The organism is Glutamicibacter sp. MCAF14 (genome assembly GCF_052114325.1).
In the GTDB taxonomy this organism is placed as follows: domain Bacteria; phylum Actinomycetota; class Actinomycetes; order Actinomycetales; family Micrococcaceae; genus Glutamicibacter; species Glutamicibacter arilaitensis.
The window spans coordinates 459,849-481,035 of record NZ_JBFREO010000001.1; the positions used below are offsets into that span (position 1 = coordinate 459,849).

Consider the following 21,187-nt stretch of genomic DNA (forward strand, 5'->3'; position numbering starts at 1 on the left):
GCAAAAGTAGAAACGGAGTTTCTGGTGGGAAACAACAAGAAGAAGCAACCGTGGAGCCAGTCAATTAAAGGCCCATTGAGCTTCTCCCTGATCTTGGCGGTTGTCGCTGGGATAGTCGGTTTGATTACCTCCACCGGCGGGTCGCAGAATCCGTTGCGCTTCGACATCGGCCTGGCATGTTTCGGCATTGCCTTCATCGCAAGCCTGCTGGTCATATCGGTGATGACCATGGCAGCCAAGGACAATGATCCTGAACTGGGCAAGGGGACCGGGGTCAACCGATCCTCTGCCAACCCGGACAAGAAGTTTGAAGACTGATAATAAAGCTTAGCCACGCGGCCTGACGCGCTGGGACTGTCCATTCACAGATAGTCCCAGCGCGTTGTCGTTTGCCGGGCCAATTGACCGAGGCAGGATGCCTCAAGCACGCACCAAGGATTTCAAGTGAGTAGCACGAGTACCCCCGAGCAGTACGGCCACACCCCACTGGGCAAGCAGCTGCGCCGCCGCAAGTCCATCCAGGCGATGGCCAACGACGCAGCTAACAACGCCGGTCTCGGCTCGCTCAAGCGCTCGCTGGGCGTCACCCAGCTGGTCATGATCTCGGTCGGAGCCACCTTGGGCACCGGCATCCTGGTGATCCTCGGCTCCGCCGTGCCAGTGGCCGGCCCAGCCATCTGGATCGCATTCGTGCTGGCGGGCATCACCGCGCTGCTTTCCGCCGTGTCATATGCCGAGATGGCTGGCATGGTCCCGGTCTCCGGCTCCAGCTACTCCTATTCCTACGCCACCTTGGGCGAAGGCATGGCGTGGATCTGCGGCTGGTGCCTGGTGCTGGAGTACGCAGTTTCCGCGGCGGCCGTGGCAGTTGGCGCTGGCGCGTATGTGAACCAGACGCTGGAGATCTTCGGACTGGCCTTGCCGCAAGCCTTGGCCGCCGGTCCAGGCGATGGGGGAATCATCAACCTCTCGGCACTGATCGTGGTCATCTTGGCGACCTTGCTGCTGGTGCGCGGTGCCCGTGAATCGGCATTGGCCAACACCGTCATGGTGATCGTGAAGATCGCCATCCTCATCTTCTTCGTAGTCGTCGCTTTCACCGCATTCAACGCCGGCAACTTTGCTCCGTTGCTGCCAATGGGTGCGGCAGGCGTCACCGGTGCGGCCTCGATGGTCTTCTTCTCCTACATCGGCTTCGACGCGGCCTCCACTGCCGGCGAGGAAGCCAAGAACCCGCAGAAGGACCTTCCCCGGGCCATCATGATTGCCATGGTGCTGGTGACCACGATCTACGTGCTGGTTGCCGTGGCCGCCATCGGCGCCCGCGAATGGGACTGGTTCGCGAACTCCGAAGCGGCCCTGGTGCAGATCGTTTCCGAAATCACCGGACAGAAGTGGATGGTCCTGGCCTTCGCCCTTGCTTCGGTCATCGCCATCGTCTCGGTGGTGCTCACCACGCTATATGGACAGACCCGCATCCTGCTTTCCATGGGCCGCGATGGCCTGATCCCGCGCTTCTTCGCCAAGGTTTCGCCGAAGACCCACACCCCGGTTATCGGCACCTACGTTACCGGCGGGGCCGTGGCCATTGCCGCCTCGCTGATTCCGCTGGGCCAGCTGGCAGAGGCGACCAGCATCGGCACCCTGTTCGCTTTCTCGCTGGTGGGCGTCTCGGTAATGTACTTGCGCAAAACCCAGCCCGATACCCCGCGTACCTTCCGTGTTCCGCTGTACCCGGCCACCCCGATCCTGGGCATTGCCGCCTGCCTGTTCCTGATGTTCAACCTGGCGGGGATCACCTGGGTGGTCTTCGGTATCTGGATGGCGGTAGGAGCTGGCATCTACCTGGGCTTCGGCCGCCGCAACTCGCGACTTGGCGCCTTGGACGCCAAGGCCTATGAAGCGGAACTGAACCTGTAGGACGCTAAACTTTCCGACATGCCCGAAGGTGCGCAAGCGTTGGGGGCTAAGCTGTGGGGTGAACCAGTATCGCAGCTCACGAAGGAAGCACCATGCATCAGGAACCGATCAGCACAGCCGACCTCTATGACCAGCATGGCGACGCCCTGCAGTCAATCTCGGCGCAGTTCCAGGACTTCGGCGGCCGGCTGTCCTTCTACGGCCCGGCGCGTACCGTGAAGTGCCATGAGGACAATGGCTTGGTCAAGGAGATCCTGAGCTTCCCGGGCAATGGAGCGGTGCTCGTGGTCGATGGCGGAGCCTCGCTGCGCTATGCCCTGATGGGCGACATGATCGCCGCCAGCGCCGAGGCCAACGGGTGGGCCGGAGTCGTGATCAACGGTGCGGTACGCGACCGTGCCGCGCTGGCGGACATGGAGCTTGGCATCAAGGCGCTGGGCAGCAACCCGCGCAAAACCGTCAAGCGCTCGCATGGCTCAGTGGATGAAGTGATCAGCATCGGGGACGTGAAGATCCGTCCGGGTGCCATGGTGTATGCGGATATCGACGGAATTCTCGTCGAAAACTAAGCGCCAGCTGGCCCGGCTAGGACTTGTCGCCGGCGCCTTCCCACTCCGCCTTGAACTCCTCGGTGCTCAGGGCCTGGAGGTCCTCGCGGATCTGGACAATCAGCCGCTCAGCTTCTTCGAGGCTCGATGTTGTCATGCGCAGAAGCACGGAATCATCCAGGCGGGAATGCACGACTACCTGGGGCTCATTCGCTTCGTACTCGGCATCGCCCAGGGCGGCGGAAGCCAGGGCGACAACCCAGCGAGCGGCGGCTTTCAAGGGGCCGCTCTCAGCAGCTTCCAACCGTGCCTCGTAATCATCTGAAGCGTGGGTTTCCTGAGTCATGAACTGCCCCTTCCATTACTGCAACTGCCGGCATACCGGTGGTGTGTTCATCATAGGGCCCCGACCAGGCAAAAGGCGAGCGCCTTGCTAGCGCGAGCTTTTCCCGGATTTGCGCGCACGGTAGGCACGCACATGCTCCCGGTTAGCGCAGTTGCCGGTATCGCAGTACAGCTTGGAGCGGTTGCGCGACAGGTCCAGCAGCGCCGCCTCGCAATCCGCCGACGCGCAGATCCGCAACCGCTGCAAGCCACCGGAGCGGATCACTTCCGCCAGCGCCATCGCGGCGTCCACGGCCATGCGGTCGTAGAGCGGGGTGCTATTAGTGGTGGCGTGCAGGTGATAGCCCAGCGATTCGCTCTTGATCAGCTGCGGCTGGGCGTTGGCATTGCGCAAGATCGCATTGACCCGGAAGACCGACTCTTCCTCGGTGCCAATCCAGATGTTCTTCAGCTGGGAGCGCAGCTGGCGAATAGAGCGAAGCTCTGCCTGGTTGTGCGCGCGGGAGCCGGCAAAATTTTCGGCATCAAGGAATTCATCGAGATCAGCGACGGTGGAGAGCATGTCCACGATTTGCACCTCGGTGTTCAACAGGTTCACCACGGACTTCAATGAAGCTTCGATATCTGGGGCAAAGGTCATAATTCGATCCTGGAAGGTGGGTGGATTGACTGCCCCTCAAGCCTAACCGTATCGTCATGCTCATACCCCCTTTTGCCCCTGAATGGGACATGGAATTCTGCGCGAAAGACCCTTATGAGCGAACTGCCTGACCCCGGATTGCCTGCAGCCCCGCACCCGGCCGGAACCCGCCTCCCAAGCCATTCCAGGGGCATCTGGATTGCCTTGGCCTCCTCGGCGGCCTTCGGGCTGTCCGGCTCCTTCGCCAAGGGCCTTTTCGAAGCTGGATGGAGTCCAACCGCCGCGGTCGCTGCGCGCATGGCCGGAGCGGCGCTGGTCCTGGCCATTCCAGCTCTCATGGCAATGCGCGGGCGGTGGGTCTTGCTGCGCACCAACTGGGTATCGATTGCGCTCTTCGGCCTGTTCGGCGTGGGGGCCTGCCAGCTGTGCTACTTCCTCGCGGTGCAGCGACTGGATGTGGGAGTCGCGCTGCTGCTGGAATACCTGGCACCGGTGCTGATTGTGCTGGTGCTGTGGGCCAAGCACCAAAAACGTCCATCCATCGCGACCATCGCCGGGACCTTGCTGTCGCTGGCCGGGCTGGTGGCGGTGCTTGACCTGGCCGGAACGACGCGAATTGATCCGATTGGCGTGCTCTGGGGCCTGGGAGCAGCTGTCGGCCTGACGGTGTACTTCTTCATCAGCGCCAGGGTCGATGGGGCGCTTCCGCCAATCATGCTCTCTGCCGGAGGCATGGCAGTGGGCACGGTGACCATGCTGGCCGTGGGAGGCCTGGGCATTCTGCCGATGCAGTGGGCCGCCGGCACAGGTTCCTTCGCCGGCTTCGAAACCCCGTGGTGGCTGGCGCTGACCGGGCTGATCCTGATCGCAACCGTGTTCTCCTACACCACCGGCGTGATGGCTGCCCGGGAGCTGGGTTCCAAGGTCGCCAGCTTCATCTCGTTGACCGAGGTGCTGTTCGCGGTGCTGTGGGCATGGCTGCTGCTGGCAGAGCTGCCCGGTGCGGTGCAGCTGTTTGGCGGACTGCTGATCGTGTGCGGCGTGGTGCTGGTCCGCATCGACGAATTGCGGACGGCCAAAGTCGCCAGGATCGCCAAACGGCCGCGGCGATGAGCAACGCGCACGCGCTGCCAATAGCCTTGCGCGCAATGCCAACAGCTGCGCCGCCGGCCTGAGCAGACTGGGGAGCAATAACTTATGCAGGCATCCTAGCTGGAGGAAAACCCATGGGCAGCAAGTCGGTCATTATCGTAGGCGCCGGTTCCGCCGGCTCGGTGGTCGCCCGCCGCCTGGCGGATGCCGGGGCACGGGTCACCGTATTCGAGGCCGGGGGCGAGGACACCAATCCGGCCATCCACGACCTGTCGCGCATGGGCGAGCTGTGGCACAGCAAAGACGATTGGGACTACCACACGGTCCCGATGCCCGGAGCTGCCGGCAAGCCGATGCATCTTCCGCGGGGCAAGGTGCTTGGCGGATCCCATGCGCTGAATGCCACGATCTGGGTGCGCGGCGCTGCGCAGGACTTCGATGACTGGGCCAGGGACTGCGGCGAGCAATGGGCCTGGAAAAATGTCCTGCCGATCTACAAGCAGATCGAGGACTTCTCCGGCGGAGCCAGCGATCTGCACGGCACCGGCGGGCCGGTGCCGGTGGACAACGACTACGAGCTCGATGAGATCCACCAGTCGATCATCGACGCCGCCGTGCAGTCCGGCATCGAATTCAATCCCGACTACAACGGCGAGCAGCTCGACGGGGTTTCCAAGGAGCAGATCAACGTCGTCGACGGGGAACGCATCAACACGTGGAAGGCCTATCTGAAGCTGGTGCGCGAGCGCATCGAGATCATCACGGATGCCCAGGTGCATTCGGTGATCCTCGAATCCGGAGCAGCTGTGGGCGTGCGCTACCGGATCGATGGGCAGTTCCATGAGCTGCGTGCAGACGAGGTAGTGCTCAGCGCTGGCGCCCTGGGCTCCCCGCAGATCCTGCTGCGCTCGGGAATCGGCCCGGCTGCCGAACTCCAAGCAGCTGGCGTCAACCCCCTCCACGAGCTGAAGCAGGTAGGGAAGAACCTGCACGACCACCTGCTTGCCCCGGTGATCGCCACAACCGCTGCCCGCGCGATTCCCGCCCCGCGTGCCGGGGTCTCGGTCTCGCAATCGCACATGTTCACCAGGTCCCGTGAGGGCCTGGACCGCCCCGATACCCAGCCGATTTTCTTCGCCGTGCCCATGTATTCCCCGGGCATGCAGCCGGTGGAAGGCACCTCATTCACGTTGCACTCGGGGATCATCACCCCGCACAGCCGCGGCGAAATCACGCTGAGCGGACCCGGATTGGATGATCCGGCGAAGATCGACCTGAACGCGCTCGATGACCCGCGGGATCTGCAGGCATTCCTGGTGTCGATGAAGCAGTGCCGCGAGATGGTGAAGCAGGATGCCCTAGCCGGAACCTGGGGTGCCGAGGAAGTTTACCCGGGCGCGGAAGTGAGCACCGAGCAGCAGCTGGAGGACTACATCCGGAACAACGTGGTGACCTACCACCACCAGGTGGGCACCTGCCGCATGGGCACGGACGCGCAGGCTGTGGTGGATCCGCAGCTGCGGGTGCGGGGACTGGAGAGCTTGCGTGTCATCGATGCGTCGATCATGCCCAAGATCACCACCGGCAACACTAATGCCCCGGCCATCCTCATCGGCGAGCTGGGGGCCAAGTTCCTGGTCTCGGATCTGGGGCTCTGAGAGCCCTGTTGACGCAGGCCGGGGCCGGTCGAAGACGAGTCGGCCTCGCGATTCGAAGTGCGCGATGAAGTCCAGGAGCAGCCCAGCTGGCAGCAGCGGGCCGTCATCCGGATGTGAGCTTCATCGAATTAACCGCTTCGCAGTGAAATAGTTTCCGATCGAAATCATATTTTGGAGGAATGACTGAATACCGGATTCCGCAGTTCCAATGGAACTCGCTGAGCTATCTGACCGCCCGCGCCGGACGCATCGGCACCCAGGAGCTCACCGAGCTCATGGAATCCGAGTCCTTGACTCGCCACCATTTCACCATCATCTGCGCCCTGGCGGAGTTCGGCGGTATTTCCCAAAATGAGCTGGCCGCGCGCTCGAATCTGAACCGCGGCCACCTGGTGGCCTACCTCGACCAGCTGTCGAGCCGCGGGATCCTGGAACGCAATGTCGATCCGAAAGACCGCCGCCGGAACCTCATCACGCTGACCGCCGAGGGGCGCCGGTGAAGCGCCACCTGAGAGAAATCGTGCAGCGCAGTGTTGTGCTGGCTCCGCGCCGTCCATCGCTGATCCCGGCGGCCAAGGCAACAGTCAGCCTGGCTGTGCCGTTGGTCCTGCTGGCGAGTTTCGGCCGCCTGGACTGGTCAATGTATGCCGCCTTCGGCGCTTTCTGCGCGGTTTTCGGGCGCTTCGACGCATACGCGCCGCGTTTCTGGCAGCAGCTTTCGGCAGGGGCCGTGCAAATCGCGGCAATGCTGCTGGGCACATATTTCTCAATGATCGACTCCCCGTTCCTGGTGCGCGCGCTGGTACTCGCCTTCATCGGCTTCGGCGCCAACTACGTCTCCCATGCCGCACGCTGGATGCCGCCAGGACCGATCTTCGCGGTCTTCGCCGGTGGGGCTTGCTTGAGCATTCCGGCCAGCATGCAGAGCTTCACCGGATTGCTGCTGGCAGGTGGCGGAACGATGGCCTTCAGCGTGCTGCTGATGCTGGGCCTGTCGATGCGCAAGGCCAATCTGCTCCACACCCTAGGCACCGGCCGCATCTGGTTGCCCTCCAAGCGGGGGACAGCAGAATCGATCCGCATGGGCTCGGGCGTGCTGCTGGCAGGAATCGCCGCTTACCTGGTGGGAGACGGGCACTGGTACTGGGCCAGCCTCGGCGCAATCGCAGCAGTTACCGGTGCTGACACCTATGCGCGGGTAGCCCGCGGGCTGCAGCGCTGCGTAGGCACCTGCGTTGGCGTTGCGCTGACCGCTTTGGTCTTCGCTTTCGATTCCCCGGTTTGGGCGATTCTGGCCGTCGCGCTGGCCTCGCAGTTCACCATTGAGCTGGTGATCTTGCGCAACTATGCGGTGGGCATGGTCTTCATGACTGTCACCGCGCTGCTGATGGTCCACATGGTCAGCCCCGAACCGGTCTCGTCCCTGCTCATCGACCGCATATCCATGACGGTGCTCGGTGCGGGCGTGGGCGCGGTGCAGAGCATCGTGATCTCGCTATTCATGGCCCGCCAGCGCCGAAGCTGAAGCACGGATGGCTTCAGCGTCCGGTGGTGACCTGCGCTTCAAGCTTGGAAGCCTCGATGGAGATGTGGCGTGCTAGTTTCAGATCCTGCGCCCCTGGCTGCTCGCACTGGTGCAGCGCCAAGCGCAGCGCCACGGTGTTGACCCGCCAATCCAGATGCGGATGCCAGTTGTCCTGCTCGCAGCGCAGTCCGACCTGGACAATGAACTGCAAGGCAGTGCTGGCTGAATCGAAACGGTAAGCGGCCCGCAGCCCGCGCCCATCGAGCGTCCAATCGGGCAGCGAAAGAAGCTTTTGAGCCAGTTCGAAGCTCGATATCCCACCGGTTGGTGTCATCAGTCTGTCCTCCAAGCTGCAGCAGATGGATTCATGCAAGTGGTTGATGCCTGCGGACATGATCGCATCGCGCTGAGCCTGTGCGGTAGCAATCCCAGCGTCTATGCAGATTGGCCCCGGCATCAATCGATGCCGCGGCCAATCTGGTTGGAACAGGTGCCTGCGTCAGCTACTGCTTGATGTCCTCGGTGACCTTCACGGAGGATTCGTCCTCGCGCTTGGCGAAGGATTTCGCATCACGGTAGGCGGCTGCCTCGTAGCGTTCGTGCGCTACCTTGGCCACATGCGCGTCACGCAGCGCCTGGTGCTGCGGGTTGCGGCGGACGTACAGGTAGCCGGCAGCCAGGATCAGGAACCATGCCGGGGTGATGATCAACGCGGTGAAGGTATCGGCCTGGGTGGTCAGCGCCCAGAGGATGAAGACGAAGAAGCCCAATACTACGTAAGGCATGACGCGTCCGCCGGGCATCTTGAACTTCGATGCATCGTGCAGATGCGGGCGGCGGGCGCGGAAGACCAGGTAGCTGAGCAGGATGATGGTCCAGACGAACATGAAGCACAATGCCGAAACGGTGGTCACCAGCGTGAAGGCTCCCATGACCGAATCGCCGCTGTAGAGCAGCGCGACGCCGGCGAGCAGGAACATGCAGGAGAAGAGCAGCGCGTTCTTCGGGACCTTGCGGCTCGAAAGCTGCGAGAAGCCCTTGGGCGCATCGCCTTCCATGGACAGGCCGCGCAGCATGCGGGAGGTCGAGTAGATGCCCGAGTTGGCACTGGAGGTCGCGGACGTGAGCACCACGAAGTTGATGATGCCTGCGGCGCCGGCCAAGCCGGCCAGGGCGAACATGCCCACGAATGGGGACTGCTCGGCGGAGAACAGGTTCCATGGTTCCACGGTCATCAAGATGATCAAGGCACCGACGTAGAAGAACAGGATGCGCACAGGGATCGAGTTGATCGCCTTGGGCAGCGTCTTCTCAGGGTCCTTGGTCTCTGCTGCGGTGGTGCCCACCAGCTCAATGCCGACGAAGGCGAACACTGCAATCTGGAAGCCGGCTACGAAGCCCATGAAGCCGGTTGGGAACATGCCGCCTTCGGTCCACAGGTTGGAGAAGGAAGCAGTGGCCGAGTCGTGCTCGAAGCCGGTGATGACCATGACCAGGCCGACCACGATCAGTGCGCCGATGGCTACGATCTTGATCAGGGCGAACCAGAATTCGGTTTCGCCGAAGGCCTTCACGGTAGCCAGATTCAGCACCAGCAGCAATGCGATGCAGGCTAGAGCCGGAATCCACAACGGCAGGTCGCCCCACCAGAAGGCGACGTAGTGGGCGATGGCCACCACGTCGGCGATGCCGGTGACAACCCAGCAGAACCAGTAAGTCCAGCCGGTGAAGAACGCGGCCCATGGGCCGAGCAGATCGCCGGCGAAGTCGGCGAAAGTCTTGTATTTGAGGTTGCTCAGCAGCAGCTCGCCCATGGCGCGCATGACGAAGAAGAGCATGAAGCCGATGATCATGTAAACGAAGATGACCGATGGGCCGGCGACCGCGATGGTCTTTCCCGAGCCCATGAACAGGCCGGTGCCGATAGCGCCGCCAATGGCGATCAGCTGGATATGACGATTGGAGAGTCCGCGCTCGAGAGTGGGATCGGAACTTGTGGTACTCATGCTGGTTGCCTTCCAGAAGTGTGGCGTGACGCCCCGAAGGTGTCCTGCCTCCAAGGCTGGTTGGCTTGGAGCGCAGATACTCGCTTCGGTTGACACATCCGATTCGCGGCATTCCAGCTAGGCAGGCACGAATTGCTGCGCTCGGAGCAGCAGTCGCGGATGCCACGGGGAGTACCTCGAATCTGGTGCGCTTGATGCGGCACTGTTCGTGGTCCCTCCCCAATCTGTATTACTACCTGAGAGTTTTCACTTCGGCCCGAATACTGGGTGAAGCTTTGCTCCTTCGGTGAGTGCGGATGCTTCCGCACTGCTTTCCAGATTTGCCTTGTTCGTGGCGGTGCGGGGGCCTGAGAGTTTCCTGGGGAGGAAATTGCTCCTACGGCACCCGCCCTTGGCTAGGACGGAATTCTCCCGCCACGCGTCAGCGGCATAAGTGGTGATTGCGATCACAGTATGCCCAGAATTTAATATGTGGCGCAAATCGCATTTCACATTTTGGACGCAAATTTTCCGCGAGGGCATGCGAAGCTGGGGATTCGTTAGGGGAAATAAGGCTTTTGATGTTTCGTAACGTTTGGGCATGAAGTGCTGTGAACGGCAGCAAGCGGGGCATCGGATCAACCGATGCCCCGCTTGCCCTTTGCCGGGTCTTATTTTCCGAAACTGCGCAGACGCAGGGAGTTGAGGACCACCAGCACCGAGCTGGCTGCCATCGCGGCTCCGGCGATCATCGGATTGAGCAGCCCCAAGGCCGCAATCGGGATGCCTGCGGTGTTGTAGGCGAAAGCCCAGAACAGGTTCATCTTGATGGTGGACAGGGTCTTGGCGGACAAATCGATGGCCTGGGTGACCTGATGCAAGTCGTTGCCCATCAAGGTGATGTCAGCTGCCTCGATGGCCACATCGGTGCCAGAACCCATGGCGATGCCTAGATCGGCCTGGGCCAGCGCCGGCGCGTCATTCACGCCATCACCTACCATGGCCACGACCTTGCCTTGCTCTTGCAGGGCGGTGATCGCCTTGGCCTTGTCTGCTGGGAAGACCCCGGCAAAGACATCCTCCGCCTTGATGCCTACCTGTGCGGCGACCTTGGTTGCCACCGACTTGTTATCGCCGGTCAGCAGCACTACGCGCAGGCCGCGGTCCTGAAGTTCGCCAATCGCCTTGGCCGAGGTGTCCTTGATCTTATCTGCTACCGAAATCACGGCCTGGAACTGGTGGTCTACCGAGACCAGGATGGCGGTAGCGCCGGACTGTTCGGCTTCTTCGAGCATGGCCATCGCAGTGGCGTCCAGAACGGTGCCCTGCAGTTCCAGCCAGCTGTGCCGGCCTACGACTACGTGATGGCCGTTGACCATGCCGAGCACGCCGCCGCCCGGATCCGAGTCGAAGCCGCTGGCCTGTGGCAACGGGCCCAATTCGGCTGCCGCCTTGGCGATGGCCTGGGCAATCGGATGCTCGGAGTGGTGCTCCACAGCGCCGGCCAGCATCAGGGCTTCATCGGGGCTGATGCCATCGATGGCTTCGGTGCCCAGGTGGGTCATGACGCCGGTGGTAACGGTTCCAGTCTTATCAAGCACGATGGTGTCCAGCTTGCGGGTATCTTCCAGGACCTGGGGGCCACGGATTAAGATGCCAAGCTGCGCGCCGCGTCCAGTGCCCACCAGCAAGCCGATCGGGGTTGCCAGGCCAAGGGCGCAAGGGCAGGCGATGACTAGAACTGCCACCGCGGCGGTGAATGCCTGATAGGTATCGCCACTGGTGAAGAACCAGATGGCGAAGGTGAGAACGGCAATGGCCAAGACGATGGGCACGAAGACTGCGGAGATCCTGTCGGCCAGCCGGGCGATAGGAGCCTTGCCCGATTGGGCTTCGGAGACCAACTTGCCCATCTGCGCCAAAGTGGTGTCGGAGCCAATGCGGGTGGCTTCGATGACCAGGCGTCCGGAGGTGTTCAGCGTTGCGCCGGTGACCTCGTCGCCGGCACCTACCTTTTGTGGAACTGATTCGCCGGTCAGCAGCGAGGTGTCCACGGCGCTGGCGCCGTCAACGACCACGCCGTCGGTGGCGATCTTCTCACCCGGGCGCACCACGAAGTGATCTCCCACCTGGACCTGCTCGGCCGGAATCCTCGCTTCCTTGCCGTCGCGCAGCACGACCGCGTCCTTGGCACCCAAGCTCAGCAATGATTTCAGGGCATCGGATGCCGAAGACTTCGCCCGGTGCTCCAGGAAGCGGCCCAGCAGCAGCAAGGTAGCCACGACGCCGGCGGTTTCGAAGTACAGTGCGTGTTCGGACATCGACATGCCGGTGTGCGCGGTCATCTGCGGATCCAGGATCAGCTGAATGGCCGAGAAGAGGTAGGCGGCGAGCACGCCCAAGGACACCAAGGTGTCCATGGTGGAGGCGAAGTGCCGTGCGTTGATCGCCGCGGCCTTGTGGAAGGGCCACGCGCCATAGAAGACCACGGGGGTGGCCAGTGCGAAGGCAACCCAGCCCCAGTGCGGGAACTGGGCCCCGGGGATCATGGAAATGATGAAGAGCGGGATGGTGAAGACCGAAGATATGATCAGGCGCCGCAGCAGATTCTCTGGAACCAGATGCTCGTGTCCGCCGTGGTCTTCTTCTCCCGGCCCCGCATGATGTGCGTGCGCCGGCTTGGCAGGCTGCTTCAGTGAAGCGGTGTAGCCGGCTGCTGCAACGGTGCTGATCAGCGTTTCGTCGCTGATATCTGCCGGAACCTGGACCTTGGCGGTTTCCAGCGGCAGATTCACCGATGCGCTGACGCCGGGCAGCTTGCCGAGTTTTCGTTCCACGCGGTTCACGCAGGATGCGCAGGTCATTCCCTGGATATCCAGGTCGACTATACGGGGTTCCGCGCGGGTTTCGTGCGGGGCGGGGGAAGTCATGATTTTTACCTTGACTCTTTCTTGCCGTTTGCCAGGCTTTGCGCCTGGCTTTTTCGGCTAGGAATTAATGGCTTCGAGCGTGTAGCCGGCCTCGTCAATGGCGCTGCGGATGCTCGCTTCGTCCAGGGAACTGGCGGAGGTTACCGTTGCGGTGGAGACTCCCTTGGCGTCGAGAACGACTTCGACATCCTGCACGCCTACAATTTCCTTCAGTTCTTCGGTGACCGATGCTACGCAGTGCGCGCAGGTCATCCCGGAAATCTTGAGTTCCGTCCGGGTGGCCAGCGGGCTGCTCTGCTCACGTGGAATGATCTGCAGGCCCTGGTTGGAGTTCTTCTCCGAGGAGCATCCGCAATTGCAGTTGTGGCTCATGATCTTGCTCTCTTTCAATGAATTCGGTGTGAATTGGAAACTTCGGGTAATCCAGGTGCTTATCGCACCAGGCGCGAAATGGCGGCGGTGGCCTCGGCAATTTTCTCTTGCACGATGCGCGGGTCGCCCGATTCGATAGAAGACTTGGCCGCATCTACGACGCAGTGTCCGATGTGGTCATCGATCAGTTGCACGCTGACCTTGTGCAATGCAGCGTTGATCGCGGAGATCTGCGTGAGGATGTCGATGCAGTATTTGTCCTCATCTACCATCCTGGCAACCCCGCGCACCTGGCCTTCAATGCGTTTCAAGCGGCGCTCCAGTGCGCTTTTATCCGCGTGATAGCCATGGTGTTCGGCGTGCCCATTCGGACTCTGGGTGGTATCCATGCTCCGATTATACCCCTAGGGGGTATTAAGTCAAGTACCCTCTGGGGGTATGTGGCATCCCCCAATAGGCAAGGGAAGCACGATAGGATTTCACCCGTGAGCCACAACGAACTTCATGTGCGTCCGATTTCCGGCACCGAGCACTCAGCATTCCTTGAGACCGCCCAAGACGTCAGCTTCCTGCAGCGTCCCGAGTGGGCTCAGGTCAAGAGTGGCTGGCGTGGAGAATCCCTCGGTTGGTTCGAGGAGGATGAACTGGTGGGAACCGCGCTGGTACTGCACCGCGCGGCCCCGGTCATCAAGAAGACCCTCGCCTACATCCCCGATGGCCCGGTCATCGATTTCGGCAGCTATGCAGCCGAGCAGGTCATCGCTCCGCTGTCCGCCTACCTGAAGAATCGCGGCGCGTTCCAGCTGAAGATGGGTCCGGGATTGGCCGTGCGCACCTGGGGTGCCGCTGCGGTACGCAAGAACCTGGGCAAGGAAGGCTTCAGCCAGCTCGCAGACCTTGAGCTCAAGAGCAGTTCGCAGACCGCACTGGCGCTGAACGATGCACTGGCCAAGCTGGGCTTCACCAAGGAAGACGTCGGCATGGACTTTGCCGCCGGCCAGCCCGAATACGTAGCCCGCGTCGCGCTGCAAGACGATGAGGGCAACCAGCTGGATGCCGATGGGGTCATGGCCAGCTACTCCTCGACCACCCGCAACGAAACCCGCAAGGCGCTCAAGAGCACCCTGGAAATCGAAATCGGCGAAACCAAGGACATGGCACGTTTCCATGCCCTGTACAACCACACCGCGGACCGCCAGGAGTTCACCGGCCGGCCGCTGAGCTACTTCGAAAAAATGCACACCGTGCTCAACGAAGCCGTGCCAGGCTCATGCACCCTGTACATCGCCAGCAACGAAAGCGTGGATCTGGCTGCCGCCATCCTGATCCGCTCCTCGAATCTCGCCTGGTACCTCTACGGTGCTTCTTCCTCCGAGCAGCGCAAGCTGTTCGCGCCGAAGGCAATCATGCAGCACATGGTCAGCGATTCCATCGCCGCCGGCTGCCGCTACCTGGACCAGGGCGGGGTGAGCGCCACCTTGGATAAGGAGCACCACCTCTCGGGCCTGACCAAGTTCAAGACCAACACCGGCTGCGACATCGTGCAGACCAGCGGCGAATGGGACCTGGCACTGAACAAGCCACTGGCCTGGGCCTTTGAAAAATACATGAACTGGCGCAAGAAGTAGGGAATCCAGCACTGTGGCAATCGATCCAACCCAGCCTTTTGTCCCCGTCATCCTCGGCGGAGATATCGGCACCTACACCCTGGCGCGCGAATTCTATGAAGCCTACGGGGTGCGTTCGGTTGTGCTTCCGGCAGCCGGCAACGGGGTCATCGAGCATTCGGTAGCCATCGAACTGCGGCCCATCGGCTCCATGGCCGATGAAGCCCGTGTCGCCAGCGCCCTGGCCGAGCTGGCCAGGGAACTGAAGTCGGAAGCAGATCGACCGCTGATGCTTTTCGGCTCGCTGGACTTCCACATCATGCTGATCGCCAAGAACCGCGCAGCGCTCGAAGAGCACTATGTCATCCCATACCCGCAGCTGGAGACCATTGAAGCTGCCGCGGTGAAGGAGAACTTCTACGCGCTCGCCGAAAAGCTGGGCATCGCCCACCCGCGCACCTCGGTGTACTACCCGGGCGCGGATCTGGCGCAGCTGGCAGGTTCCTTCACCTACCCGGTGATCGGCAAGCCATCGAGCTCCGCAGACTGGATCGCCGCCAAGTTCGTGGGCAAGCAGAAGATCCACACCATCAACAGCCGCGATGAACTCGAATCGTTGGTTTCCAAGATCGATGCCAGCGGCTACAACTCCGGCTACATCTTCCAGGAATACATTCCCGGCGGCGATGACGCGATGCGCCTGTGCACCTACTTCGCCACCAACGAAGAAAAGGTCATCTTTGCCGGCTATGGCGAAGTGGTCATCGAGGAGCACGCGCCACTGGTGCTGGGCAACTCCGCGGCCATTGTCACCGGCCGCAATGACCAGATGGCAGCCGATGGCGCCCGCATGCTTGAAGAACTGGGCTGGCGGGGCATTGCCATGATCGATGCGAAGTACGACCACCGTGACGGCACGGTGAAATTCTTCGAGATCAACCCGCGGCTGGGTCGCAACCACTTCTATCTCACCGCCGCCGGGGTGAATCCGGCCCGCTTCTACGTCACCGAGTTCCTCGGAGCGCAGTTCGATGATTCGAACCCGCAAACCGATGCCGTGGTGGATACCGAAGCCGGTGTCCTGCAGCTCTCGCGCCAGCAGCTGTTCACCGTGCTGCCGCACCACCTGCTGCGCCGTTTCCTGGACAGCGATACCGGGCGCAAGGCAGAAGCATTGCTCAAGGCCGGCAAGGTCTCCAACCCGTTGAAGTTCGCAGCCGAAAAGAACCTGCGCCGCAAGCTCTACTTGCTGCTGAACGCGGTCAATCATTACCGCAAGTACAAGAAGTTCCCGCCGCGCACGCTGCAGCCCTAGGGCCTGGCGGCGTTAGGGGAGCTGGGCTTGAGTGCATCCTGCGCCGTCGCCCACCCATCGCGGGCCTGGACCCATGGGCTTTGCGCGATCGTGGCGCCGTCCAGGATGTCCAGGCTCACCGGTTGGCCGTCGTATTCGGGCGTGAGCGTTTCCGAGGCCATGGCCTTTGCAGCGCGGATGCGCAGGGCAACGGTTTGATCAGGATCCAGCGAGGTCGACATGGCATTCCATTCCAGTGTTGAAATCGCCGTCTGGCCGGCAGGAATGAGAACACGCTCAAGCATGATGCCCGGTTCAGGTTGCAACTGGACCTCCTGTTGGGGCTCGCCGGCCTCGTTGAGGAAATCGATCTGCGGGTAGGACCTCAGCGCACACGCGTGGGCAGAAATATTCTTGGCGTAGACGGACATGTATCGTGAGCCGGTCGCCGCGTCGGGAGAACCGAGCATGATCTGGAGATCATCGGCTGCGCACATCGATGCTGCTGGGTCCTGAGGCCAAGCTTCAATATTCTCGGGAAGGTCGACGGGCTTGGGAATCAGCCAATCCGGTTTCATGCCGCCAACCCACCCTTCAAGGATTTCACTGTAGTCATGGGAGAACAGCCTGTAAGGCATCGGCCGGTTTAAATCCTCATGCTGGTCCAGCCATTTCTGGATGTCCTTTGCCCGACCGGCTGGTTCCATTTCGTGAACCGTCATTTCCAGCCCGGAACCAGCGATGCGAACGCTCTGAACTCGCCCGCTTCTCACGGCTTCGGCAATGAGCTCGATTTCGGAATAGTCGCTGGGCTGTCCGGGGGAGTAGCTGATGAAAGAATCCCTCACGGCCAGTTCCGCGGGGGATAGCTGCTCCGCCGCGGACTTTCCGAGTACCAGAAACTGTTCCAAGCTGTTCGCGGTGGCCGAGTAATTCCTGACCTCAGGCGCGCCGAGATGATGCATGCTGAACGCGAAGGCTGCAGTCTCGCCCAGCTGGACGGGCTTCTCTTGTTCGTTGCTGGCATCTTGAGCAAAGGACTCGGCGACTTCCAGCGGGTAGCTCTTTCGATCAAGGCCTTGCATCTGCTCTGCTGTGCCTGCCACTAGGCTCAGCTCGGTGCGCGCCCAGCGCAGTTCAGCAGCTTTGCCTTGAACCTGTTGCGCGAGTTGTTCCGCCAGAGCACCAGCCTGCGCGGCATCGAGCTGATCGGAGAGCACGAACTGCAGCTCGACAGCAAGCTCCGGCTTGGCAAGAGCATCGTGTTCCACGGTGCCAGCGGAGGCCTGGTAGCCCAGTAGGCCCTCCTGCTGTGCAACAGCGGAGGCGAAACTGCAAACCTCATTGGGTGCGTTACATGAATCCCAAGGCTTCCAAATGAGCAGGACTGCCGCGACGAGGGCCAGCGCGATCCCGAAGGCCTCAGCGCGCAGTGATTTCATCTAGCTACTGTATCAAGTGGGCCTTGGTACCTGTTCAACAGGTGCAGGAAAAAATACTCAGGAGCAAAGCGAGTAAAATTCAAATCACACGTACTTTGAAAGCGAGTTTCCATGAGTTTGAAAGATCGCCTGCGCGATGACAGCATTGCCCACCTGAAGGCAGGCAACGAGCTTGAGAAGACCACCCTGCGCAATATCCTCAGTGCCATCGGCACCAAGGAGAAGTCGGGAAAGAACCCGAGCGAACTGAACGATCAGGACGTTGAAACCTTGCTGCGCAAAGAAGTAGGCAACCGCGAGGAAACCGCTGCCCTGGCGGCCAAGGATGGCCGCACGGACCTGGCCGAACGAGAACTGGCTGAAGCTGCGTTCATTTCCACCTACCTGCCGAAGATGCTGGAAGAAGCAGAAGCGCAGAGCATCGTTGACCGCATCATGGGGGAGCTGGCCGCGGAGCACGAACTGACCATGAAGGACATGGGCCAGGCCATGAAGCTGGTGGGTGCAGAAATCGCCGGCCGATTCGATGGCAAGGCTGTCTCCCAGATGGTTCGCGCCAAGCTGGCTTAAGCGCTATTTTTCGTAACGTTCACGGGTCGTCCCTGCTGAGGGGCGGCCCGTTTTCGTAGTCTGGAGCAGTTATATAGGTTCCGGTATGTGAAAGAGCTACCCTGTGAATACCATGCCTGACTTCCCGAAAAACCGTCTCACCCTGCCTAAGAGCCTGGGTGTTCTGCTGATTATCGCCATTATTCTTGCCTCGCTGAACTTGCGTCCGGCAGTCACCTCCTTGGGGGCTTTGCTGGATCTGGTCATCGAGGATCTGCAGATGAATGGCTTCGTCGCCGGAATGATCACCGGCATTCCGCCGCTGTGCTTCGCATTGCTCGGTCCTTTGGCTCCGCGGCTAGCTGGCAAGCGTGGTCCGGAGCTGGTGGTTGTCGCCGCCATGGCAGCAGTGCTGCTGGGCATCGCCTTGCGTTCGGTCGCACCGGGAACCGGGTTCTTCCTGCTGTGCACTGCATTGGCGCTGGCTGGTATTGCCGTGGGCAATATCCTCATGCCGGTCTTGGTTAAGCGATGGTTCCCCGAGAAGGTGGGTATTGCCACCGGTGCCTACACGACCGCAGTGGCCCTTGGCGCGTCAGGCGTCGCAGGCATCGCCGTGCCGGTGAACCAGATGCTCGGCGGCAATTGGCGTGTGGGCCTGGGGTTCTGGGGATTGCTGGCGTTGGTGGCACTTGTCCTGTGGGTTGTGGTGTATTTCGGGCTCAAGAACCAGATTGGTCACCATCAGCAGCAGGCCAAGACCGATACCCAGGCCGCTGATCTTGGCCCCATGAGCAAGAACTCCACTGCTTGGTGGGTAGCGCTGTTCTTTGGCGGGCAATCTGCGGTGGCCTATATTTTCATGGGCTGGCTGCCCAAGATCTTCATTGGCTTTGGTGCGTCCCCGGCCTTCGCCGGATCCTTGCTCGCAATCCTGCTGGGCGTGGGAGTGCCGCTGTCCTTCGTCATGCCGGCCTTGGCGGCGAAATTCGCCAACCAGGCACCGCTGGTGATCGTCAACGGCGTCGTCGGCATGATCGCGATTATCGGCATGCTCATTGCTCCGCTGCAGTACGCAGTGCTCTGGGTTGTGTTGCTGGGCATTTGCGGATCGAACTTCCCACTGGCCCTGACCATGATCGGGCTGAAGGCGCGCACCGCAGCCGGTGTGTCCAAGCTGTCCACCTTCGGACAATCAGCGGGCTATCTGCTGGCCTTCCCCGGACCGTTTTTGGTCGGCGTGCTTCACGAAGTCACCGGCTCGTGGACCGCGCCGATGCTGCTTATCGCGGGGTTGATCATCTTCCAGACCCTGGTCGGCGTGATGGCTGGCCTGCCCCGGTACATCGAAGATGCGCAGCGGCAGGAGATCCTCTAGCTGGCGACTTCTCCCGCGACGGCAGCATCAACATGCTTTCCAAAGCCCAAATCCGCTTTGGTCCCGGCAATGCGGCCGGCAATTGAAGCGTTGGCGCTGCCCGAGGCCGCTCGATTGCGGCTGCGGCGCAGGAAGGGATACTTGCTGCTGACAAAATCGTCGACTTGCTCTTTGCGGCTCACCAGCACCAGTTCGGTGCCGTTGCCGGTGCTCACGCTTTCCTCGCGATAGAGGTTGGCAATGCGCGAGGCGACCTGCAGGTAGAAGCTGCGCTGGAACTCTCGGCGTTCAATGCTCTTCTCCGAGTCGGAGTACCACTGGGTGTAGAGCTTGCCCTCGTCCGCCCACCAGTGCGTCATGGCAGCAGTAGCCTGGACGATCAGCGAGGTAAAGAGATTCTTGACGGTGGCGACATCGGATTCGTGGCCGATGATGTACAGCCGGCAGGACTTCGAATAGTTGGTCTGCAGCATGGAGACCGTGCGGAAAGCCCTGCCTACGGCGCTGAGGCCATCGCGCTGCCCCAGACGGTAGACGCCATGCATATCGAAATGCTCCTCGACGATGGCTTCCTTTTTCTTGCCGGCCTTGGCGCTTTGCGCATCGAGTTCTGCCCGGCCGATGCCATAACGCACCATCAGCCGCTCGGCATGTTCTTGGAAGGCTTGGGCCTCATGCGGGAACGTGGTGTTCTCAGCCTTGTTCAGCAGCAGGGTAATGCGCTCTTTCAAGCGCTGCAGCTTGTGCTCAGAGGTGCTCATGAGTTCTTCCTTGGTGGCGGATTCTTGGCTTGCAAAGCGGCTGGTGTCGATTCACAGCACTAGTTTGGCACGAGGCGGCGACAGTTGCTTTAGGGGCTGTGGGTAACTGCTCCAGGTTTCCTCTAGCCGGTTCTGGTGTCCGCGCGTAGAGTGAAAGCACCAAGCAGGTCCAGCAAGTCCTGAATCCTTGATTCGGGGCTAGTCAGTGGGAGGTTTGAGATGGGTGATTTCCGGGCATACACCATGGAAGAGCGAAGCACGTACTTAGCTCCGTCCTGCGAACGCTGCGGACAGCATCGCCACGTGGTCTGGGACAAAGTCGAAGGAACCGACACCTATCGCCCCCGCGATGCCGGCTGCTCCAATGAGGCCTGCACCGCGTAGCTAGGCAAGCCGCAGGCCCAGCGCGGTCGAGATGCGTGCGGATGCTTCCTTGAGAACCTGTGCAATATGCTCCTGATCGCGTTCCAGCGGGGGATAGATCACCGCGATGGCTGCTGGTTTGCCCTGGGGCAGAAGCAGCGGCACCGCAATTGAGGTCAGTCCCGGGATGACTTCGTCGTGGCTGAATTCGTAGTCCTTGGCCGGGTGCTCTTCGGGGTTGAGCATGGAGCGGATGACCCGTCCCGGTGCGCCGTTGTCGATCGGGTGGCGCGTGCCTGGCCGCTGAGCCACGGTTGCGTCGGCAAGCCGGGGTTCGGCAGTGCTCAGGGTGACTGCGGCTTCGCCGTCGAAGACTACCAGCAGGGCAGTCATCTGCAGTTCGTCGCTGACGGTTGCCAGGTGCGGTGCGGCTGCAGCCTGCAGGGACTTGGCGACGTTGCGCGCCAGCGCTCCCAAGCGTGCCCCCAATTCGAGTTCGCCTGCCGGGTTGCGCTCCACGAAACCGTACTGTTCGAAGGTCTTGACCAGCCGGTAGGCCATGGAGCGGTGCACGCCCAGCATTCCGGCCAGTTCCGAGACGCTCAGCGGCGTCGCGGATTCCCCGATCAAGGTCAGCGCTTCTAGCCCGCGGCCCAGGGTCTGCGAACCGCCTTCGGTGGTTTTGGTCATGGTCCAATCATTTCATCTGGCATGCGCGCATGGCGCCGCACCGTTCCCGGTGTGATCTACGTCTTGCCCTCAGCCTACGTGAAAGCTA

At 61.5% G+C, this 21,187-nt stretch carries 22 protein-coding genes and 1 riboswitch; of the genes, 12 read left to right on the forward strand and 10 right to left on the reverse strand.

All coding sequences use genetic code 11. The annotated features are described in order from the left end of the window. The first annotated feature begins 24 nt into the window (after positions 1-24). From AB4Y71_RS02160 to rraA, 3 genes are all read left to right on the forward strand, one after another. Positions 25-318: a hypothetical protein gene (locus AB4Y71_RS02160; protein ID WP_102599195.1), complete on the forward strand. Its 294-nt coding sequence runs from the start codon at positions 25-27 to the stop codon at positions 316-318. A 207-nt stretch (positions 319-525) separates the two neighbouring features. Continuing rightward, positions 526-1,920 carry an amino acid permease gene (locus tag AB4Y71_RS02165; protein WP_223261531.1) on the forward strand — a complete coding sequence of 465 codons (1,395 nt, stop codon included), beginning with the start codon at positions 526-528 and terminating at the stop codon, positions 1,918-1,920. A gap of 92 nt (positions 1,921-2,012) precedes the next feature. Then, positions 2,013-2,489, forward strand: a complete 477-nt coding sequence (rraA, locus tag AB4Y71_RS02170; RefSeq protein WP_013350404.1) for a ribonuclease E activity regulator RraA — start codon at positions 2,013-2,015, stop codon at positions 2,487-2,489. Between the two features lie 16 nt (positions 2,490-2,505). On the opposite strand, the gene AB4Y71_RS02175 is transcribed toward rraA, so the two are convergent. Beyond that, positions 2,506-2,814 (reverse strand): hypothetical protein, encoded by a 309-nt coding sequence (locus AB4Y71_RS02175; protein WP_193057715.1) that lies wholly within the window; start codon positions 2,812-2,814, stop codon positions 2,506-2,508. Positions 2,815-2,901: 87 nt separating this feature from the next. Further along, positions 2,902-3,453: a CGNR zinc finger domain-containing protein gene (locus AB4Y71_RS02180; protein ID WP_441717641.1), complete on the reverse strand. Its 552-nt coding sequence runs from the start codon at positions 3,451-3,453 to the stop codon at positions 2,902-2,904. A gap of 114 nt (positions 3,454-3,567) precedes the next feature. On the opposite strand from AB4Y71_RS02180, the gene AB4Y71_RS02185 reads away from it, so the two are divergent. From AB4Y71_RS02185 to AB4Y71_RS02200, 4 genes are all read left to right on the forward strand, one after another. Further along, complete coding sequence (locus AB4Y71_RS02185; RefSeq protein WP_441717643.1) at positions 3,568-4,566, forward strand: EamA family transporter; 999 nt, start codon at positions 3,568-3,570, stop codon at positions 4,564-4,566. 113 nt (positions 4,567-4,679) lie between these two features. Further along, the gene (locus AB4Y71_RS02190) at positions 4,680-6,203 is read left to right on the forward strand and encodes a GMC family oxidoreductase (protein WP_441717645.1); all 1,524 of its coding nucleotides are present in this window, start codon (positions 4,680-4,682) and stop codon (positions 6,201-6,203) included. Between the two features lie 179 nt (positions 6,204-6,382). Continuing rightward, positions 6,383-6,703, forward strand: a complete 321-nt coding sequence (locus AB4Y71_RS02195) for a MarR family winged helix-turn-helix transcriptional regulator (RefSeq protein WP_441717647.1) — start codon at positions 6,383-6,385, stop codon at positions 6,701-6,703. Then, positions 6,700-7,728 carry an FUSC family protein gene (locus AB4Y71_RS02200; protein ID WP_441717649.1) on the forward strand — a complete coding sequence of 343 codons (1,029 nt, stop codon included), beginning with the start codon at positions 6,700-6,702 and terminating at the stop codon, positions 7,726-7,728. Before AB4Y71_RS02195 ends, AB4Y71_RS02200 begins: the two co-directional genes overlap by 4 nt. A gap of 13 nt (positions 7,729-7,741) precedes the next feature. On the opposite strand, the gene AB4Y71_RS02205 is transcribed toward AB4Y71_RS02200, so the two are convergent. The 5 genes from AB4Y71_RS02205 to AB4Y71_RS02225 all read right to left on the reverse strand — a co-directional run bounded on the left by AB4Y71_RS02205 (position 7,742) and on the right by AB4Y71_RS02225 (position 13,404). After that, positions 7,742-8,062 carry a 4a-hydroxytetrahydrobiopterin dehydratase gene (locus tag AB4Y71_RS02205; protein WP_189638361.1) on the reverse strand — a complete coding sequence of 107 codons (321 nt, stop codon included), beginning with the start codon at positions 8,060-8,062 and terminating at the stop codon, positions 7,742-7,744. Positions 8,063-8,231: 169 nt separating this feature from the next. Further along, positions 8,232-9,734 (reverse strand): D-serine/D-alanine/glycine transporter, encoded by a 1,503-nt coding sequence (cycA, locus tag AB4Y71_RS02210; protein ID WP_441680063.1) that lies wholly within the window; start codon positions 9,732-9,734, stop codon positions 8,232-8,234. Positions 9,735-10,059: 325 nt separating this feature from the next. Then, a riboswitch (glycine riboswitch) is annotated at positions 10,060-10,158 on the reverse strand. Between the two features lie 226 nt (positions 10,159-10,384). Beyond that, the gene (locus AB4Y71_RS02215; protein ID WP_441717651.1) at positions 10,385-12,643 is read right to left on the reverse strand and encodes a heavy metal translocating P-type ATPase; all 2,259 of its coding nucleotides are present in this window, start codon (positions 12,641-12,643) and stop codon (positions 10,385-10,387) included. A 57-nt stretch (positions 12,644-12,700) separates the two neighbouring features. After that, positions 12,701-13,015: a heavy-metal-associated domain-containing protein gene (locus AB4Y71_RS02220; RefSeq protein WP_441717652.1), complete on the reverse strand. Its 315-nt coding sequence runs from the start codon at positions 13,013-13,015 to the stop codon at positions 12,701-12,703. Between the two features lie 59 nt (positions 13,016-13,074). Then, complete coding sequence (locus AB4Y71_RS02225) at positions 13,075-13,404, reverse strand: metal-sensitive transcriptional regulator (protein ID WP_441717654.1); 330 nt, start codon at positions 13,402-13,404, stop codon at positions 13,075-13,077. A 96-nt stretch (positions 13,405-13,500) separates the two neighbouring features. Between AB4Y71_RS02225 and AB4Y71_RS02230 the strand changes: the two genes are divergently transcribed. Further along, positions 13,501-14,643 carry a lipid II:glycine glycyltransferase FemX gene (locus AB4Y71_RS02230; protein ID WP_441717656.1) on the forward strand — a complete coding sequence of 381 codons (1,143 nt, stop codon included), beginning with the start codon at positions 13,501-13,503 and terminating at the stop codon, positions 14,641-14,643. Positions 14,644-14,656: 13 nt separating this feature from the next. Next, the gene (locus AB4Y71_RS02235; protein WP_134779315.1) at positions 14,657-15,937 is read left to right on the forward strand and encodes a carboxylate--amine ligase; all 1,281 of its coding nucleotides are present in this window, start codon (positions 14,657-14,659) and stop codon (positions 15,935-15,937) included. Here the strand turns inward: AB4Y71_RS02235 and AB4Y71_RS02240 are convergent. Then, positions 15,934-17,358, reverse strand: a complete 1,425-nt coding sequence (locus AB4Y71_RS02240; RefSeq protein ID WP_441717658.1) for a DUF4232 domain-containing protein — start codon at positions 17,356-17,358, stop codon at positions 15,934-15,936. The genes AB4Y71_RS02235 and AB4Y71_RS02240 overlap by 4 nt on opposite strands. Positions 17,359-17,469: 111 nt before the next feature. Here AB4Y71_RS02240 and AB4Y71_RS02245 point away from each other — a divergent pair, with 111 nt between their 5' ends. Both AB4Y71_RS02245 and AB4Y71_RS02250 read left to right on the forward strand, forming a co-directional pair. Beyond that, a complete protein-coding gene (locus AB4Y71_RS02245) occupies positions 17,470-17,928 on the forward strand; it encodes a GatB/YqeY domain-containing protein (RefSeq protein WP_102599189.1) in 459 nt (152 codons plus the stop codon). Positions 17,929-18,040: 112 nt separating this feature from the next. After that, positions 18,041-19,285 carry a CynX/NimT family MFS transporter gene (locus AB4Y71_RS02250; protein ID WP_441717742.1) on the forward strand — a complete coding sequence of 415 codons (1,245 nt, stop codon included), beginning with the start codon at positions 18,041-18,043 and terminating at the stop codon, positions 19,283-19,285. Here AB4Y71_RS02250 and AB4Y71_RS02255 read toward each other — a convergent pair. Next, positions 19,282-20,046, reverse strand: a complete 765-nt coding sequence (locus tag AB4Y71_RS02255) for a DUF2786 domain-containing protein (protein ID WP_441717660.1) — start codon at positions 20,044-20,046, stop codon at positions 19,282-19,284. The genes AB4Y71_RS02250 and AB4Y71_RS02255 overlap by 4 nt on opposite strands. A gap of 219 nt (positions 20,047-20,265) precedes the next feature. Here AB4Y71_RS02255 and AB4Y71_RS02260 point away from each other — a divergent pair, with 219 nt between their 5' ends. Then, entirely contained in the window at positions 20,266-20,430 is a 165-nt protein-coding gene (locus AB4Y71_RS02260; RefSeq protein ID WP_013350389.1) for a hypothetical protein, read from the forward strand. Here the strand turns inward: AB4Y71_RS02260 and AB4Y71_RS02265 are convergent, their stop codons facing one another. Beyond that, positions 20,431-21,099: an IclR family transcriptional regulator gene (locus tag AB4Y71_RS02265; RefSeq protein ID WP_134779319.1), complete on the reverse strand. Its 669-nt coding sequence runs from the start codon at positions 21,097-21,099 to the stop codon at positions 20,431-20,433. Between the last annotated feature and the right edge of the window lie 88 nt (positions 21,100-21,187).